The organism is Gemmatimonadota bacterium (assembly GCA_009841265.1).
Lineage (GTDB): Bacteria > JAAXHH01 > JAAXHH01 > JAAXHH01 > JAAXHH01 > JAAXHH01.
This window is the reverse complement of the sequence record VXMB01000009.1, coordinates 1,079,630-1,096,457: the sequence shown is the minus strand read 5'-3', so window position 1 is coordinate 1,096,457 and position 16,828 is coordinate 1,079,630. Positions and strand designations below refer to the sequence as shown.

Sequence of the window (16,828 nt, the reverse complement as noted above, 5' to 3'; positions counted from 1 at the left end):
AACTACGGTAAATGACGGTGCGCCGACCCAATAGATGACGACGCCCGGTTCCGGAACAAAACGGTCGCGGCCATCGTACACAACGGCCCACGGACTGGATATGACGCAGGATTCCTCACGCTCGGAGTATGAAATTGACCTGGATCGCGTAGAGTCCCTGGAATGGCTCGAATCGCTGGACTACGTACTCCAGCACTCCGGCCCGGGCCGGGTGCGCCAGCTGATCGCCCAGCTCCAGGCCCACGCCCGCGGCAAGGGCGTCCGGCTTCCCTTCGCCGAAAACACGCCTTACATCAACACCATCCCCCCCGACCAGCAGCCGCCCTATCCCGGCAGCGACGAACTCGAGCACCGGATCCGCAACATCATCCGGTGGAACGCCATGGCCATGGTGGTCCGCGCCAACACGGCCGACAAGTCCCTCGGTGGCCACATCGCCACGTACGCCTCGGTCTGCAACCTCTACGAGGTAGGCTTCAACCATTTCTTCCGCGGACCGGGCGAGGGTTACGACGGCGACCAGATCTTCTTCCAGCCGCACTCTTCGCCGGGTGTATACGCCCGGGCCTATATCGAGGGGCGGTTCAACGAACAGCACCTGGACAACTTCCGCCGCGAACTGCGTCCGGGGGGCGGGCTCTCGTCCTACCCCCATCCCTGGCTCATGCCCGATTTCTGGATCTTCCCCACGGCCTCCATGGGCCTCAGCGCCATCATGTCCATCTACCAGGCCCGGTTCAACCGGTACCTGGAAGACCGCGGTCTCAAGCAGGGCAACGGTTGCAAGGTCTGGGCGTTTCTCGGCGACGGGGAAACGGACGAACCCGAGGCCCTCGGCGCCATCACCCTGGCGGCGCGCGAGAAGCTGGACAACCTGATTTTCGTGGTCAACTGCAACCTGCAGCGGCTGGACGGTCCGGTGCGGGGCAACGGGAAGATCATACAGGAACTCGAAGCCGCCTTCCACGGGGCCGGATGGAACGTCATCAAGGTGATCTGGGGAAGCGGCTGGGATCCCCTGCTCGCCCAGGATGACGAAGGGCTGCTCGTGAAGCGCATGGGCGAGATCGTCGACGGCCAGTACCAGAAGTACACCGTTTCGGACGGAAAGTACCAGCGGGACCATTTCTTCGGCGTGCATCCCAAACTCATGGAGATGTCCAGGCTGCTCACCGACGAGCACGTGCGGACCATCATCCGGGGCGGCCACGACCAGGAGAAGATCTATGCGGCGTACAAGGCGGCGGTGGAACATCCGGGCGCGCCGACCGTCATCCTGGCCAAGACGATCAAGGGATACGGCCTGGGCGAGTGGGGCGAGGGCAAGAACACGGCCCACCAGCAGAAGATGATCGACGAGGAAGGACTGCGGCACCTGCGCACCGAGCTGGGCATCCCCCTCTCCGACGACGAGGTCCGCGAAGCGCCATATTTTAGGCCGTCGGCGGACAGCGCCGAGATGGAGTACATCCGGGAGCGGCGGGAGAGTCTCGGCGGTTACATACCGCGTCGCAACGTCGTGAATCCCGGCCTGCCCGCCGCGCCGCCGGATGAGGTGTTCGACGAATTCAAGGCGGGGACGGACGGCCGCGAGGTCTCGACGACCATGGTGTTCACCCGGATGCTCTCGCGCCTGCTGCGCGAACCCGAAATCGGCAAGTTGATCGTCCCCATCGTGCCCGACGAGGCCCGGACCTTCGGCATGGAAGCCCTGTTCCGCCAGTGCGGCATCTACTCCCACGCTGGCCAGCTCTACGAACCGGTGGACATCGATACGCTCCTCTACTACAAGGAGGCGCAGGACGGCCAGATCCTCGAGGAAGGCATCACGGAGGCGGGCTCCCTTTCCTCCTTCGTGGCCGCCGGGACGGCCTATTCGACCCACGGCGTCAATACGATCCCCTTCTTCATTTTCTATTCCATGTTCGGCCTGCAGCGCGTCGGTGACCTGATCTGGGCCGCCGCGGAAATGCGCACGCGAGGCTTCCTGCTGGGCGGTACGGCGGGACGGACGACGCTGAACGGCGAGGGGCTCCAGCACCAGGACGGCCAAAGCCACCTGTTGGCGGATCCGGTCCCCAACCTGCTGACCTTCGATCCGGCTTACGCCTACGAGCTGGCGACCATCATCAAGGACGGCATCCGGCGCATGTACGTCGACCAGGAAGACCTGTTCTACTACATCACCGTGCAGAACGAGAACTACGCCATGCCGTCCATGCCGGAAGGGGTGGAAGAAGGCATCCTGAAGGGCATGTACCGGCTAAGTTCGCTGAACGGGGGCACGGCGAAAGCCCACCTGTTCGGAAGCGGTTCCATTATCAATGAATCGCTGAAGGCCCAGGAGATGCTGGCCGATGACTTCGGCGTGGAAGCGGACGTCTGGAGCGTGACGAGTTACAAGCAACTGCGTCGCGACGCCATGGAGACCGAACGGTGGAACCTGCTGCACCCGTCGGAAGCGCCCAGGGTGCCGTATGTTACCGCATGTCTCGAGGATACCGGAGGTGTGTACGTCATGGCCTCCGACTATGTCAGGACGCTGCCGGATTCCATTGCACGCTGGGTACCGGGCCCCGTGGTCTCGCTGGGGACGGACGGTTTCGGGCGGAGCGACAGCCGGCCGGCGCTGCGGAATTTCTTCGAGATGGACGCCCGATTCATCACCCTCGGAACCCTCAATGCCCTAGCCCGGAAAGGCGATCTCTCCCCGGAGGTCCCGGAACGGGCCATGCGCAAGCTGGAAATCGACCCCGAAAAGGCCAATCCCCTGGACGTGTGATCAGGCGTACAGTGCGTTGCTGAAAGCACGGCGGTATTGCCGCGTGGTGGGGTGGTCCTCGCCGAGCATGCCGAATATGGCGACGCAACTCCTCCTGGCCCCGTCGTCGTCATAGGACCGGTTCTTCTCCAGCACCTCGATGAAGCGCTGCAGGGCAAGGTCGTATTCCTCCCGCCTGAGATGCTCGATCGCCTGGACATAGACGGGCCGGACCGGGGCGTCCTCGAGACGCTCGGGAGTGTCCAGGTGAAGGAAGAGTTCCGCGATGGTCCTCAGTACGACCGCCGAGTCGTGGTATTCCGTGCCCGGTTCGATGGTTCGCAAGAGCTCCAGGCTGCGGCCGGGATCATCATCCAGCCAGGTGCGCGCCAGGCAGACCGCCGCCTTCTCGTTGTCCGGCTCGACCGCCAGGATGTCCTCCAGCATCTCGCGGGACGCATCCCGGGCGCCGGTTTCGAGCAGCCGGAGTGCCTCTTCCAGCTGCTTCGCGCGTGGACTGGGCAGGGCTTTTCTGAGCCACTGTTCGATCATGGGCTCCGGCAGTGCGCCGGTAAACTCGTCCCGGACTTCGCCGTCGACAAACATCTTCACGTTCGGAATCCCCTGTATCCCGTATTGCCGGGCGATGTCCGTGTGCGTTTCCGTGTTGACCTTCACGAGTTTCCACCGATCCCGGTGGCGTTCGGCGAGGGATTCGATTACGGGGCCGAGCATCTTGCAGGGCCCGCACCATTCCGCCCAGAAATCGACCAGCACGGGGACCGTGTGGCTCTGTTCGATCACTTCTTTGTTGAAGTCCGAAACTTCGTAACTCATTGCCGTTCCTTACCGGTCTGCGGCGCGCGTGGTAGAGAGCCGCTGGTTGACACGTATGCTGACTGGGGTTATCTTTCTTTGCGGATCATCCGGGTGAATCAGGCTTTCAATCGTCGTCGCCGAAGAGTCTGCGGTGGAAGTCGATCACGATGTCGGCCATGTTCTCCCACGACGTCAGGGACGTGTTGAAAACCGCGTGGTACAGCGTCGGATCCGTCCAGTCGCGATGGTAGTTGTGCTGCAGGTACAGCGACCGCTGCCGGTCCTTTTCCTTGATGAGTTCGGCGGCACGGTCCCGCGCGAGGTTCATCTCGTCCATGATAACGTCGACCCGGTAATCGAATGGCGCGACGAACAGGGTGTGGAAGACGTCCTTGCGGTCCGCCAGGATGCACTGGCACCCGCGCCCTACGATGATGATGTGCTGCCTGTCGGCCAGCGAACGGATGGTATCCCGGAGGATCTGGAGGTATTCGTCCCGGTCCAGGAAGGTGTTCTTCAGGGAGGTGGGATCTTTCGTCCCCTCGTCGTCGCCCGGTACGTAGGGCCAGATTAGGGGCGGGTATTCCGGGGAAAGGGAGTAGACGGTCGAAGGCGTGAACAGTTCGCCGAGAAAGCGTCGTATGGGCGATTCGCCCACTTCGTCCAGCTGCTCGACGACATCCTCCGAAACGCCCGCGGCATGGGCGGTTTCGGCGATGAGTTCCTTGTCCACGCAATCATAACCGAGGCGGTCAGCGACGATCCTCGCAACGTCCCTCCCACCGCTGCCGTATTCCCTGGCGACCGTAATGATGCTCATGATGGACTCCTTGTTGCATTCAGCCGTCGAAGGAGACGAGGTAACCGTTTGAAAGTGCCGCGCCATGCCCCGTCATGATCCGTTGGATGCGACTGCGGACTTCCTGGGTTCGAACGGGTTCGCGGCCGCCCGCTTCGGCATGATTCTGGGTACCGGATTCGGGTCGTGCGTCCGGGCGGTCGAAAAGAAATCCGTTGTTCCCTACGGTTCCATCCCCCATTTTCCAGTATCGACCGTTAAAGGCCACGAAGGCAACCTGGTCTTCGGCGCCCTGGGCGATGCATCCGTGATTTTGATGCAGGGACGGATCCACCTGTACGAGGGTTACGACGCGAGGCAGATCGCCTATCCTCTCGAGGTAATGCGCCGGTTCGGCGTCGAGGTTCTGCTCGTGACCAATGCCGCCGGTGGACTGAATCCCCGGTACGAGGTGGGAGACCTCATGATCGTTCGGCAACATATCCATCCCATCGGCGGTAAACTGATGGGAGACTTGACGTCGGATACGGACGGCGAACCCTGTTACAGTGCGTCTTTGAGGGATTCGCTTCTACAGATCAGTATACAAAGAAACCAGCACGTCCAACAGGGAATTTTGGCTTGGATGCCCGGACCTTCCTTCGAAACCCGCGCCGAAATCGCACTGCTGAAAACACTGGGTGCGGACGCGGTGACCATGTCCACCGTCCCGGAAGCACTGGCGGCCCGGCGACTCGGCATGAGGACCGTGGCCGTATCGTGCATATCAAATGTGTGGACGGGTCAAGCAGGTGAAACCGTCGACGCGGACGACGTGGTGACGACGGTCGAATCGGCGGCAGAGCGATGCTCCGATCTGTTCCGTGGCTTTTTATTCCGGATGGCAACCCGCGTTTAGGTTGGTTTTGGTACCACAGCGTTAAGCGAGCGAACTATGGCCTGGTTTGAGAGAAGACAGCGGGGATTGAGCCCGCAGAAGCGCAAGGAAATACCGAAGGGGTTGTGGGTCAAGTGCGACAAGTGCGACGCCATGCTGTACAAGGCGGAGCTCGAACGGGACTTCAACGTATGCGCACACTGCGGGTACCATTTCAAGATCGGCCACCAGGGGTACATCTCCCTGATCATGGACCCGGACTCCTTCACGGAGACCGACACGGATCTGCGCACCGTCGACCCGCTCGAGTTCAAGGAGAAGGAAAACTACCCGGACTACATGAAGCGGTATCAGAAGCGGACCGGCATGATGGAGGCCGTGGTATCGGGCACGGGACGCATCGAGGGAAGGCTCGTTTCCCTGTCCATCCACGACGGGTCCTTCCTGGCCGGGAGCATGGGATCCGTAGTCGGCGAGAAGGTAACGCGGTCCATCCGGCGGTCACTTGACCTGGAGATCCCGCTGCTCGTGGTCGCCACGTCGGGCGGCGCGCGCATGCAGGAAGGCATCCTCTCCCTCATGCAGATGGCGAAGACTTCCCTCTGGCTGAACCGCCTGTCGGAGGAGAAGATCCCCTTTGTCGTCGTGATCACGAATCCGACCATGGCCGGCGTGATGGCGAGTTATGCTTCACTGGGAGACTTCACCCTGGCCGAGCCGGGCGCCATGATGGGCTTCGCCGGCGGAAGGGTGATCGAACAGACGATTGGATCGAGCCTGCCGGAGGGGTTCCAGACCGCGGAGTTCTTCCTGACCAAGGGTTTCGTCGACCAGGTCGTGCCCAGGACCGGGTTGCGGGAGACCCTGTCCACGATCCTGAGCTATTTCCCCGACCGGGAAAAGAAGGAAGAGTTGGCGCCGGAAGCGCCGTGACGCGCCTGGCGCATGTAGGCATGTCACCGTGATGCGCAGGCGCCGCGCTTTTCACGATTCCAGCATAAGCTTGTTGAGCGAATCTTCCGGGATGACCGGGTAGTCCCCGCTGAAGCAGGCCGTGCAGTAGCCCACCCCGGGCTTTCCATACTCCTTGCCGGTCTTCACCATGCCTTCGATGGACAGGTAGCCCAGGCTGTCCGCCCCGAGATACTGGCGGATCTCTTCCACCCGGGTCTGCGAGGCGATGAGCTCGCCCCGGCTCTGCATGTCGATCCCGTAGTAGCAGGGATGGCGGATGGGGGGACTGCTGATCCGCACGTGCACCTCGGACGCACCCGCGCCGCGGATCAGCCTGACCAGCTGATTGAGGGTGGTGCCCCGCACGATGGAATCGTCCACGAGGACCACGCGCCGGTTCCGCAGCACGCCTTGAACCGGGTTGTACTTCAATCTCACCGTGAATTCGCGCATCGACTGGTCCGGGTCGATAAAGGACCGCCCCACGTAGTGGTTCCGGATCAGGCCGATCTCGAACCGGATTCCCGACTGCTCCGAATAGCCCAGCGCGGCGGTCGTGGCCGAATCCGGCACGGCGATGACGATGTCGGCGTCCACCGGGTGTTCCTCCGCCAACTGGCGACCGAAGCGTCGGCGGAACTTGTCGCTGTTTTCTCCGAATACCTTGCTGTCGGGCCGGGCGAAGTAGATGTACTCGAAGATGCAGGCGGCCGGTTCTGCCTCTTCGAAGGGGAAGAAGGACTGCATGCCGTGTTCGTCGATGACGACCATCTCGCCGGGTTTCACTTCGCGGACGTATTCCGCTTTCATGATGTCGAAGGCGCAGGTTTCCGATGCGAGCACGTGGGCATCACCCAGGCGTCCCAGGCACAGGGGCCGGAATCCGCGGGGATCCCGGACGCCGATCAGCTGCGTATCGGACAGGAACACGATGGAATAGGCGCCTTCGACCTGGCGCAGGGCGTCCGCGATCATGCCGGGCAGGTCGGGTTCGTTCGATCGCGCGATGAGGTGGAGTACGATCTCGCTGTCCGACGAGGTGCGGAAAATGGAACCGGTCTCTTCCATCGACAGGTGCAGCGCGCCCGTGTTGGTGAAATTACCGTTGTGGGCGGTGGCCAACTGTCCGCGCTTGAAGTTGACCATGAAGGGTTGCGCGTTATCGACGTTGGACGTGCCGGTGGTGGAATACCGGTTGTGGCCGATGGCCATGTGGCCGTCGAGATCGTTCACCCGCTCGCCGTGTTCGTAGGCTTCGCTGACCAGGCCCATGGCCCGGTGGGATGCGATGTGATGGCCATCGGAGACCGCCATGCCGGAGCTTTCCTGGCCGCGGTGCTGGAGGGCATACAACCCCAGGAAGGTCAGCCGTGCGGCTGCGGGGTCGCCATAAACGCCGAAGACACCGCACTCCTCGCGAATTTCATCGTCTTCCCACATGGCCTTGCCCCGATTGTATGTTGATGAAGCCCACCGACATTATATGCGCCGAAGCTGGAAATGTCCACCGCATTTTTACGTGATCGAGGCGAATTTCCAAGGGGGCATTTCCGTTGACACTCCGGGTGCCGCCGCCTACATTGCACGAGGCTAAGCACGAGGTTTAAATCCGTTGCCCCGACCCACTTTTTAAAGGAGAATCAGTCCGTGGAACGAACGCTTGTTCTTATCAAGCCGGATGCCGTGCAGCGCGGAATGATCGGCCTCATCGCCGGCCGTTTCGAAAGCAAGGGGCTCAAGGTCGCCGGTCTCAAGATGATGCAGTTGACCGACGGGATCCTGGACGAACACTACGCGCACCTGTCCGACAAGCCCTTCTTCCCCCGAATCAAGTCCTTCATGCAGGAAACGCCGGTCGTGGCGCTGTGCCTGGAAGGCGTCGACGCCGTGGACGTCGTGCGGGGCCTGTGCGGCGTGACGAACGCCAGGCAGGCCGCCCCGGGCACTATACGCGGCGATCTCGGCATGAGCGTGCAGTGCAACCTTGTGCACGCTTCCGACTCCCTGGAAACGGCACGGGACGAAGTGCCCCGCTTCTTCTCCGAGGATGAACTGTTTACCTACGCGAAGGCGGAAGACGCCGTCGTCTACGCCAGCGACGAACGTTAGGCGCCTTTACTCCGGTCAGGCATGGACATACTCACCGGTACCATCGAGCGCATCACCTACCAGAGCGAGGAGACCGGCTACACGGTCGCGCGGCTGCGCGCCGAAACGGACGCCTGCAAGACCACCGAGAACCTGGCGCGGGCGGCCACGCGGGACGGCCTGCTGACCGTCACGGGCGAACTGGCGAAGATCGCGCCGGGCGAGCGCGTCGAAGTCTCCGGGTTCTGGGTAACCCACAAGCAGTACGGCAAGCAGTTCAAGATCGTCGAATCCAAATCGATCCAGCCCACGACCACGGACGGCATTCGAAAGTACCTGGGATCGGGACTCATCAAGGGACTGGGTCCGGCCAAGGCCGCCATGATCGTCGATCACTTCGGCGAGGACACCCTCGAGGTCATCGAGAAGACGCCCGGCCGGCTGTCCGAGGTGAAGGGCATCGCGAAGAAGACCATCGACGTCATCCGATCCGGTTGGGAGGAACAGAAGCACATCCAGGAGGTCATGCAGTTCCTGCTCGGACACGACGTCAGCATGGCCTACGCGGTGAAGATCTACAAGGCCTACGGCAACGAGGCCATCAGGCAGGTCACGGAGAATCCGTACCGCCTGTCCACGGATATCTGGGGCGTCGGTTTCAAGACCGCCGACAAGATCGCCATGAACCTGGGGGTGGATCCCGGGGCACCCGCCCGGGTCGAGGCCGGCATCCGGTACGTCCTGGAGGCGCAGGCCGACGACGGTCACGTATTCGTGCCCCTGGAAACCCTCACCGAGGAAAGCGCCGCCGTGCTCGAGGTCGACGCCGATACCATTCCGTCCGGCATCGACGCCCTGGTCCGGACCGAGGTCGTCCTTCGCAACGAAGACCGGGTCTATCTCCAGCCCCTTTACTACGCCGAGCAGGGCATCGCGCGGCACATCGCACGCCTGGTCGACCATCCCCGCACCCCGCCGCCCCCCGAACGAATCGACGAACACATCCTGCACATCGAAAGAGAACGCAGTATCGTATTCAACACGGAACAGCGCGAGGCGATACACACCTCGGCATCCCGGAGCGTCCTGGCGATTACCGGCGGTCCGGGGACCGGCAAGACCACCTGCGTGCAGGGCATCGTCTACCTGTTCAACCGCGTGGGAGCGAAGGTGCTGCTGGCCGCGCCGACGGGCCGGGCCGCGAAGCGGCTGTCCGAGGTGACCGGCGCCGAGGCGAAAACCATCCACCGGCTGCTCGAGTTCAACCCGGGGCTCATGGAGTTCGGCCGCGACCAGGACAACAGGCTGGAAGCCGACCTGGTCATCCTCGACGAGTCCTCCATGGTGGATACGGTCCTGATGAACGCCGTGCTGCGGGCCGTGAAGACGTCAGCCCGCTTCATCATGGTGGGCGATGTCGACCAGTTGCCTTCCGTGGGGGCAGGCAACGTCCTCCGGGACATGATAGACGCCGGCCGTCTCCCGGTGGTCCGCCTGACCGAGATCTTCCGCCAGGCCCGGGAGAGCAGCATCGTGATGAACGCCCATCGGGTGAACCGCGGCGAAATGCCGGACACGAAGAACAGGAACCAGGGCGATTTCTTCTTCATCAACGAGCCCGACCCCGCGGCCGGCGCGGAACAGATCACCGAGCTGTTGACAGACCGCCTGCCACGCAAGTACGGCCTCGATCCCTTCAACGACATCCAGGTACTCACCCCCATGTACCGCGGCGATATCGGCGTGGACCAGCTCAACCAGAAGCTCCAGCAGGTGCTGAACCCGTCGGGCGCCTCGTTGAAGCGGGGCGACCGGGAACTGCGCGTGGGCGACAAGGTGCTGCAGACGCGGAACAACTACGGGAAAATGACCTTCAACGGCGACATTGGACGCATCACGCACATCGATCCGGACGACCAGGCCGTGGACATCTCCTTCCAGGAATCCATCCGGTACGACTACGGCGAACTGGATGAGTTGGTCCTGGCCTACGCCATCAGCGTGCACAAGAGCCAGGGGTCCGAGTATCCCGCAATCATCCTGCCGCTCTACAGCACCCACTACATCATGCTGCAGCGGAACCTGTTGTATACTGCGCTGACCCGGGCCCGGGCGTTGGCCGTCCTCATCGGCACGCCCAAGGCCCTCGCCATCGCGGTGAAGAACAACCGGGTCGTCGAGCGTTATACGGGGCTGCGGGATGCGCTGGGCGAATTGATCGGCGACCGGACGGAAAGCCTACCGGGTCTTCAGGGCCTTTCGCCGTGAGGTTCGGCCACGAAATACAACTTGACAGGTGTAGGAGGCGTCCTATCTTGTCAGACTTGTTATCCGAGCATGCGGTAACTGGTGAATCCCCCACAATCAGCGTCGATGTGAATACATTGTATCTACTTGGCGTACAACATGTTGCGTGATTTAACGGCAGTACCGCTTCAGGAGGCCCGCGTTGTCCGTCCGTGAAGAGGAACAGAGGGAAGACAGTCCGGAGCAGTACCAGAATCCGGATACCGCTTTGTTCGGCGAAGCGGACGAACCCTACCTGCCGGGATTCAACCTGAAGACGATCTGGGCCTGCCTGTTCGTCGGGTTCATCATGCTGCCGGGATCGATCTACCTCAGCCTGGTGACGGGCGGGCAGACCGGCGCGGCGGACTGGGTCACCGTCATCCTGTTCCTCGAGATCGCCAAGCGGTCCCTCGTCAAGATGACCCGGCAGGAAATCATGATCCTGTACTGGGCCGCGGCCGGGCTGGCCGCCGCGGGGAACGCCATGAACACGGGCATCACCGGCGGCCCCTTCGCCCACCTGATCTGGGAGCAGTACTACAAGCAGTCCCCGGAAGCCACGGGCATCGCCACGCTGATCCCCACCTGGGTCGTTCCGACGCTCGATTCCACCGCGATGGCAAGCCGGACCTTCTTCCACATGGACTGGTTCGTCCCCGTCCTCGTCCTCACCGCGGTGACGCTACTCTTCGCCGTCAATTCCTACTCGATGGGGTACATCCTCTTCCGGGTCACCAACGACGTGGAACGGCTGACCTTCCCCCTGGCGCGGGTGCACGCTGGCGGTGCCACGGCGCTGGCCGAAACGTCGCAGAACCGGGAGGGCTGGCGATGGCGGGCGTTCAGCATCGGGTCCGTGATCGGCGTATCGTGGGGACTCCTGTACGTGATGATCCCCATCCTGTCCAGCACCTTCCTGGTCACGCCCATCACCATATTGCCTATTCCCTTCATCGATTTCACCACCAGTCTCCGGGAAGTGCTGCCGGCGACTATGGTGGGCATCGGCACCGATCTCGGCACGCTCCTTGCCGGGTTCGTCCTGCCCTACTGGGTCGTGATCGGTACATTCGTGTCGTCGGCTGCGATCGCGCTGGTCGCCAATCCGCTCCTCTACCACAACGGCATCCTGACCACCTGGGAGCCCGGGATGTCGCTCATCCCGACGCAGATATCCAACAACATCGATTTCTGGCTCAGCTTCACCATCGGCGCCTCCCTCGTCATCGGCATCGTGGGTTTCACTGCGACCATCCGGGCCATTCTGAAATCCAACCGGGAGCGGCGGGAAGATCCCAACCGTGAAACGCAGGTGCAGCCGACGCCGAAGGGCCGGGGCGACCTGCCGATCTGGCTCGTCTTCATCTTCTGGTTCGTCAGCACGACGGGCTTCGTGGTCATCCTCTACATCCTGATCCCCGATTTTCCGTGGTGGATCAGCGTCATCTTCGGATTCCTCTGGTCGCCGGTGTTTTCCTACATCGGGGCCCGGATGATCGGCATCACGGGTTCGCCCTACGGCACCTCCTTCCCCTTCGTCAAGGAAGCTTCGTTCCTGCTGTCCGGTTACCGGGGCGTCGACGTGTGGTTCGCGCCGATACCGATCTTCGAGCACGGGAAGGTGGCCGAGACCTTCAAGCAGCTCGACCTCACCAAGACGACCTTCGGCAGCGTGGTCAAGCTGACCGCGGTGACCACCATCCTGATGTTCGTCTGCAGCTTCATCTTCTATTCGCTTGTGTGGAAACTCAACCCCATCCCGTCCTCGGCCTATCCCTACGTGCAGAAGATGTGGCCCCTCAACGCGGCCATGCGGACCATATGGGTGAAGTCCACCCTGCCCGGCGGCATCACGTTCATCTTCGATATCATCAAGATCGAGTACATTATCGCCGGCCTGGGCATCACGGGAGGACTTTTCGGCCTGATTACGCTGGTGGGCGGCTCGCCTCTCTTCTTCTACGGCCTGGTCGGCGGCATGGCCATGCCGCTCTGGCAGACCCTGCCCACCTTCTTCGGCGCGATCCTGGGGCGCTACTACTTCACCAAGCGCTTCGGCGAAGAGAAATGGATGTCGTACGTGCCCATTGTGCTGGCCGGCTACGGGGCCGGCATTGGACTCATAGGCATGATCGCCATCGCCATCGCGCTGATCTCCAAGGCGATTTCGCAGATCGTGTATTGAGGGAATCCGGAACCGGTCGCCTAGTGGTAGGCCCGCAGCGGCTCCACCGCGTCGGCCACGCGGGCGGCGATGTCCCGCGGCACCCGAGGATTGAAGGGACCGCCCTCGCCCGCCGCAACATCCTCCCAGCCCCCGATGATCATCGCTTCCACCACAGCCGAATAGTTGTACTGCCGGCCGTTCATGAAACGCAGGTGTTCGAGGTCTGCGATGAGGGCTTCTACGGCGGCCGAGTTCGCGTAATCTCCACGTCGCTGGGCGTTGTTGATCTCGTCGGCGGAGCGGGCGGCGACGATGGCCGTGCCCGAAGTGTGCCCCCGGGTGCCCAGTTCGGCGGCCCGGGTGCTCCGATCTCCGATCCCCCACATGACGATGCCGTCGTCGCCGATGCCTTCTATGAGCGGGGCGACTTCTTCTTCGCTGGTACCCACCTTGACGCCGACCATGTGCGGAGAGTCCTTTACCAGCCGGATGATCGGGTTCACGTAGTCCGCGGACCGCATGTACAGCAGGAAGCGGGCGTCGCAATCCGTACCCAGCCGCTCGGCGAAGGCCATGTAGTCATCGTAAGTCGCCTCGTGGTCGGCCACGCCGGTGAGCGGCATGATGAGGTAGATGTCCGGCGGACGGGGAAAGGCCGACTGACCGCGAACGAGTTCCTCAGCCTGGGAAAGGGGATTCGGCACGATGCCGGACATCAGGAACCCGTCTTCCCCCATCTCTTCCCCGGTGGCCTCGATGACCCGCATCTGGTCCTCGAAGGAGAAGTGGTGGATCAGGCTCGTGCCCGCGATCCCGATCACGCGCTTTCTGCTGCCATCGAGATGGTTGTTCTCCATCAGGTACCTGATGTTCCTTCGGTGGCCGCCTAAGTCTATGGTACCGCCGCGGAAGGGTACGATGGGAATCGCGGTGACGGAATCGAGCGTGTCGTACAGGGCTTCGGTATGCATGGATCAGTTTCCTTTCGGGTAGTGACTGTCGAACCGGCGGTCGCGGAATCGGCGAGTTGTGTGATCTGCGGTCGTGGGGCCGGTGTACCGGGATCGTGTGACCCTACAACGGATGGCCGTTGATCAGGCCGCCGCCGGCCTTGACTCAGGCCGCCGCCGGGTCCACGCGGTTTTCCTCCACGACAGCGGGGTCCAGGCACAGGCCGAGGCCCGGGCGCCCGGGGACATCGATCCGGCCGTTTTCCACCTGTTCCTCGGGCGTTACGAGTCCTTCGCGCCAGGGCACCTGTCCCCAGGCGTACTCGAGAATGAGAAATCCGGGATGAGAAGCCATGATCTGTACGTGGGCCGCAACCGCAACCGGACCGAAGGGGCCGTGCGGCGCGGTCAACTGCCCCCTGCTTTCGGCGATGGAGGCGATCTTCTTGAGTTCGCCGATGCCGCCCGCGATTGTGACGTCGGGCATGAGGACGTCCATGGCTTCGGCGTCGAAGAGGGGCCAGCATCCTTCGATGAGCATGGCCCGTTCTCCGCCGGCGATACGCCACCCGGTTTCCTTTCTGATTTGCCGATAGCCTTCCAGGTCCCGCTCCCCCACCGGCTCCTCAAGCCAGTACAGTTCGACCCCGCGCAGTCCATCCACGATCCGTCGGGCTTCATCCAGCGAGAAACGACCGTAGCAGTCGAGGAGCAGGTCGATATCCGGGCCGATAGCTTCCCGCACGGCGTGCACGCACTCCAGTCCGTGGTCGATCAGCGTGTTGCCGTCGCCGAATCGGCCGTCGAAGGGCGCGATCTTCACCGCGGTGTGTCCGTCTGAGACGGCGCCCGAGGCCTGGTGGACGAAGTCGTCCGGCGTGCCCTCCAGCGCGGCCCGCGTGACATTGGCGTAAACGGGGATGCTGTCGCGGCACCTGCCTCCGAGCAGGTCGTGTACCGGGACGTCCAGTGACTTCCCCAGGATGTCCCATAGCCCCTGTTCGAATGCGCACAGGGCGTGCACCGCGGGCCGATCCTCAGGTCGAGGTTTCAACTGCGCGGTCAGTTGTTCGATCCGTCGGGGATCCTTCCCGACGACCTCGTGCTCGATTTCCCGCAACGCGGCCAGGACCGCCTGCCTCGGCGCCGAGGGATTGAGCTCACCCAATCCGTCCACGCCATCGTCGGTCCGGACGTGCACGAACACCCAGTGATGCTGTCCGTTCACGTCTACCGCGTCGAGTTTGATGCCGGTTATGCGCATGGCACGTGCTTCTCTATACGCCGGGATTCACCGCGGTCCGGGGAATCGAGAAGGTCCGCCACGACTCGCCGCTACTCGCTGCGGTCCGCCGCGACCCGCCGCGACCCGCCGCGACCCGCCACGACCCGCCGCGACCCCATGAGCACCGGATTATAACCGGTCTCAGGGGCTGTACACCATGGACTGGTTGTACGGAATGATCAGGGGTTCCGGCCCGCCTTCCGGCAGATGGGCAGCCCATTCCCGCGGATCGTAATCCCGCGCGACGAAACAGGCATAATGGGCGGGCACGGCGGTCTTCAGGCCCAGGGAAACCGCAATGCGGGCCGATCCTTCGAAGAAGGGGAATTCGCCCTCGTTCGGGTGATTGGTCAGAAACCCGATCTGCGGCCGCAGGTCCCGAACCGGCGCAAGCAGGGACTCGTGGTCGGCGAAGGTGTTGACCGGATCGCCGGAGATATAGACGCGGACCGGTCCGATTTCGACGACGTAACCCAGGTGCTGCACGTCGGGCGGCGCGATGCCGTCGTCGGGCAGGCCCGCCGGAGGCTTGGCCCACACCGTGTGCGCCTTCGCGGACCCCATTTCAGCGGTGTCGCCGGCCGTGACGACCGTCATGTTCCCGGCGGTCAGCCCCGCTTCCTTCAATGCGTCAGTGCTCTCGATCGGTCCCACGTAGCGGACATCCGGAAAGGCGGCCGCCAGGCGCCCCAGAGATTCCAGGCAGGTGTGATCGCCGTGGTTGTGGGTCAGGAGCACGAAGTCGGTATTCAGGGTCCCTTCGTCCAGCGGCGGCCGGGCATGGACGAAGCGGTCCGCGGGCCTTTCCCGGGGGTAATATGGATCGACCTGGATCACCGTGCCGTCCGGATGCTTCAGACCGAAAGAGCTCTGTCCGAACCAGTGGATGCCTACGCTTCCGGCGGGTACTTGCAGGGCTTCGAATGGGTGCATGCGGGAGGTCCTTTCTGAGCACAGCCGTTCAAAATGTCCTTTTTCATGGGCTTGCAGGCACCGGAGAACTTAGTGTTTCGGTGCGGTCGTGTCAAGCGGGGCACTTGGGTACGGGCCGAGCCGGACGCACTCCGGGATACGTTTCGATTCGTCGGGATTCTGGGTCGCCGGACTGCCTTGAATTGCCTTGCTCCGGCCGGGTGGCTCCTGTAGACTGAACGGACCATGCTGCTATCCCGAATATTCAAGAAAATCGAGTCCGTTGTGGTGCCCGTTTCATCGCAGGAACGGATGATCGAGGAGCAGATCCGTGGACGCGGTCTCGACGAGCCCCGGGTGATCGAGGCCATGCGCACCGTGCCGAGGCACCGGTTCATTCCCGAAGCGTACCGGTCGCAGGCCTACGAAGACTGCGCCGTGTCCCTCGACCTTGGACAGACCGTGTCCCAGCCCTACATCGTGGGCCTCATGACCCGCCTGCTCGATGTGAGTGTATCGGACCGGATCCTCGAAATCGGCACGGGATCGGGCTACCAGACGGCGATCCTGGCCCGGCTCGCACGGTCCGTTTACACGGTGGAACGGTTGTCCGTCCTCGGCGCGCGGGCCCGGGAGACCCTGGAATCCCTGGGTTACGACAACATCCATTACCGGATCGGTGACGGCTACGAAGGGTGGATCAAGCATGCACCTTTCGACAAGATCATGGTGACGGCGGCGCCCGGTGAGCTCCCCGAGAAGCTGTTTCGCCAGTTGAAGGACAAGGGGAAAATGGTCATCCCCATTGGCGAAGAACTGTATTCGGTGATGCGGTCGGGAGATGAGGCGACTAAGGTACACCACGGCGGCGTGCGGTTCGTGCCCATGGTGTAGGATGGGGAGTAGAGGAAGAACGGCTGCAACGGT

The 16,828-nt window shown here is 62.8% G+C and carries 13 protein-coding genes; 7 read left to right on the top strand and 6 right to left on the bottom strand.

The genetic code is table 11. From position 1 onward, the window contains the following. Window positions 1-100: 100 nt before the first annotated feature. Window positions 101-2,782: a pyruvate dehydrogenase (acetyl-transferring), homodimeric type gene (aceE, locus tag F4X08_09640; GenBank protein ID MYD26061.1), complete on the top strand. Its 2,682-nt coding sequence runs from the start codon at window positions 101-103 to the stop codon at window positions 2,780-2,782. Here the strand turns inward: aceE and trxA are convergent, their stop codons facing one another. Then, window positions 2,783-3,598, bottom strand: a complete 816-nt coding sequence (gene trxA / locus F4X08_09635; GenBank protein MYD26060.1) for a thioredoxin — start codon at window positions 3,596-3,598, stop codon at window positions 2,783-2,785. 106 nt (window positions 3,599-3,704) lie between these two features. Then, complete coding sequence (locus tag F4X08_09630; protein MYD26059.1) at window positions 3,705-4,466, bottom strand: cytidylate kinase-like family protein; 762 nt, start codon at window positions 4,464-4,466, stop codon at window positions 3,705-3,707. Here F4X08_09630 and F4X08_09625 point away from each other — a divergent pair. Then, on the top strand, window positions 4,465-5,277 hold the full coding sequence (locus F4X08_09625; protein MYD26058.1) for a purine-nucleoside phosphorylase: 813 nt from the start codon (window positions 4,465-4,467) through the stop codon (window positions 5,275-5,277). The two genes, F4X08_09630 and F4X08_09625, sit on opposite strands and share 2 nt — an antisense overlap. Window positions 5,278-5,313: 36 nt before the next feature. Next, the gene (locus tag F4X08_09620; protein ID MYD26057.1) at window positions 5,314-6,189 is read left to right on the top strand and encodes an acetyl-CoA carboxylase carboxyltransferase subunit beta; all 876 of its coding nucleotides are present in this window, start codon (window positions 5,314-5,316) and stop codon (window positions 6,187-6,189) included. Window positions 6,190-6,240: 51 nt separating this feature from the next. On the opposite strand, the gene F4X08_09615 is transcribed toward F4X08_09620, so the two are convergent. Then, window positions 6,241-7,650, bottom strand: a complete 1,410-nt coding sequence (locus F4X08_09615) for an amidophosphoribosyltransferase (GenBank protein MYD26056.1) — start codon at window positions 7,648-7,650, stop codon at window positions 6,241-6,243. A 207-nt stretch (window positions 7,651-7,857) separates the two neighbouring features. Between F4X08_09615 and F4X08_09610 the strand changes: the two genes are divergently transcribed. The 3 genes from F4X08_09610 to F4X08_09600 all read left to right on the top strand — a co-directional run bounded on the left by F4X08_09610 (window position 7,858) and on the right by F4X08_09600 (window position 12,772). Beyond that, window positions 7,858-8,319, top strand: coding sequence for a nucleoside-diphosphate kinase (locus tag F4X08_09610; GenBank protein MYD26055.1), 462 nt, complete (start codon window positions 7,858-7,860; stop codon window positions 8,317-8,319). Between the two features lie 21 nt (window positions 8,320-8,340). After that, window positions 8,341-10,566 (top strand): ATP-dependent RecD-like DNA helicase, encoded by a 2,226-nt coding sequence (locus F4X08_09605; protein MYD26054.1) that lies wholly within the window; start codon window positions 8,341-8,343, stop codon window positions 10,564-10,566. A 181-nt stretch (window positions 10,567-10,747) separates the two neighbouring features. Beyond that, window positions 10,748-12,772: a peptide transporter gene (locus tag F4X08_09600; protein ID MYD26053.1), complete on the top strand. Its 2,025-nt coding sequence runs from the start codon at window positions 10,748-10,750 to the stop codon at window positions 12,770-12,772. 20 nt (window positions 12,773-12,792) lie between these two features. On the opposite strand, the gene F4X08_09595 is transcribed toward F4X08_09600, so the two are convergent. The 3 genes from F4X08_09595 to F4X08_09585 form a co-directional block, all read right to left on the bottom strand. Beyond that, a complete protein-coding gene (locus tag F4X08_09595) occupies window positions 12,793-13,725 on the bottom strand; it encodes a hypothetical protein (protein ID MYD26052.1) in 933 nt (310 codons plus the stop codon). Window positions 13,726-13,870: 145 nt separating this feature from the next. Then, window positions 13,871-14,968: a mandelate racemase/muconate lactonizing enzyme family protein gene (locus tag F4X08_09590; GenBank protein ID MYD26051.1), complete on the bottom strand. Its 1,098-nt coding sequence runs from the start codon at window positions 14,966-14,968 to the stop codon at window positions 13,871-13,873. Window positions 14,969-15,130: 162 nt separating this feature from the next. Then, window positions 15,131-15,922 (bottom strand): MBL fold metallo-hydrolase, encoded by a 792-nt coding sequence (locus F4X08_09585; protein ID MYD26050.1) that lies wholly within the window; start codon window positions 15,920-15,922, stop codon window positions 15,131-15,133. 225 nt (window positions 15,923-16,147) lie between these two features. Between F4X08_09585 and F4X08_09580 the strand changes: the two genes are divergently transcribed. Next, a complete protein-coding gene (locus tag F4X08_09580) occupies window positions 16,148-16,795 on the top strand; it encodes a protein-L-isoaspartate(D-aspartate) O-methyltransferase (GenBank protein MYD26049.1) in 648 nt (215 codons plus the stop codon). Window positions 16,796-16,828: the final 33 nt, after the last annotated feature.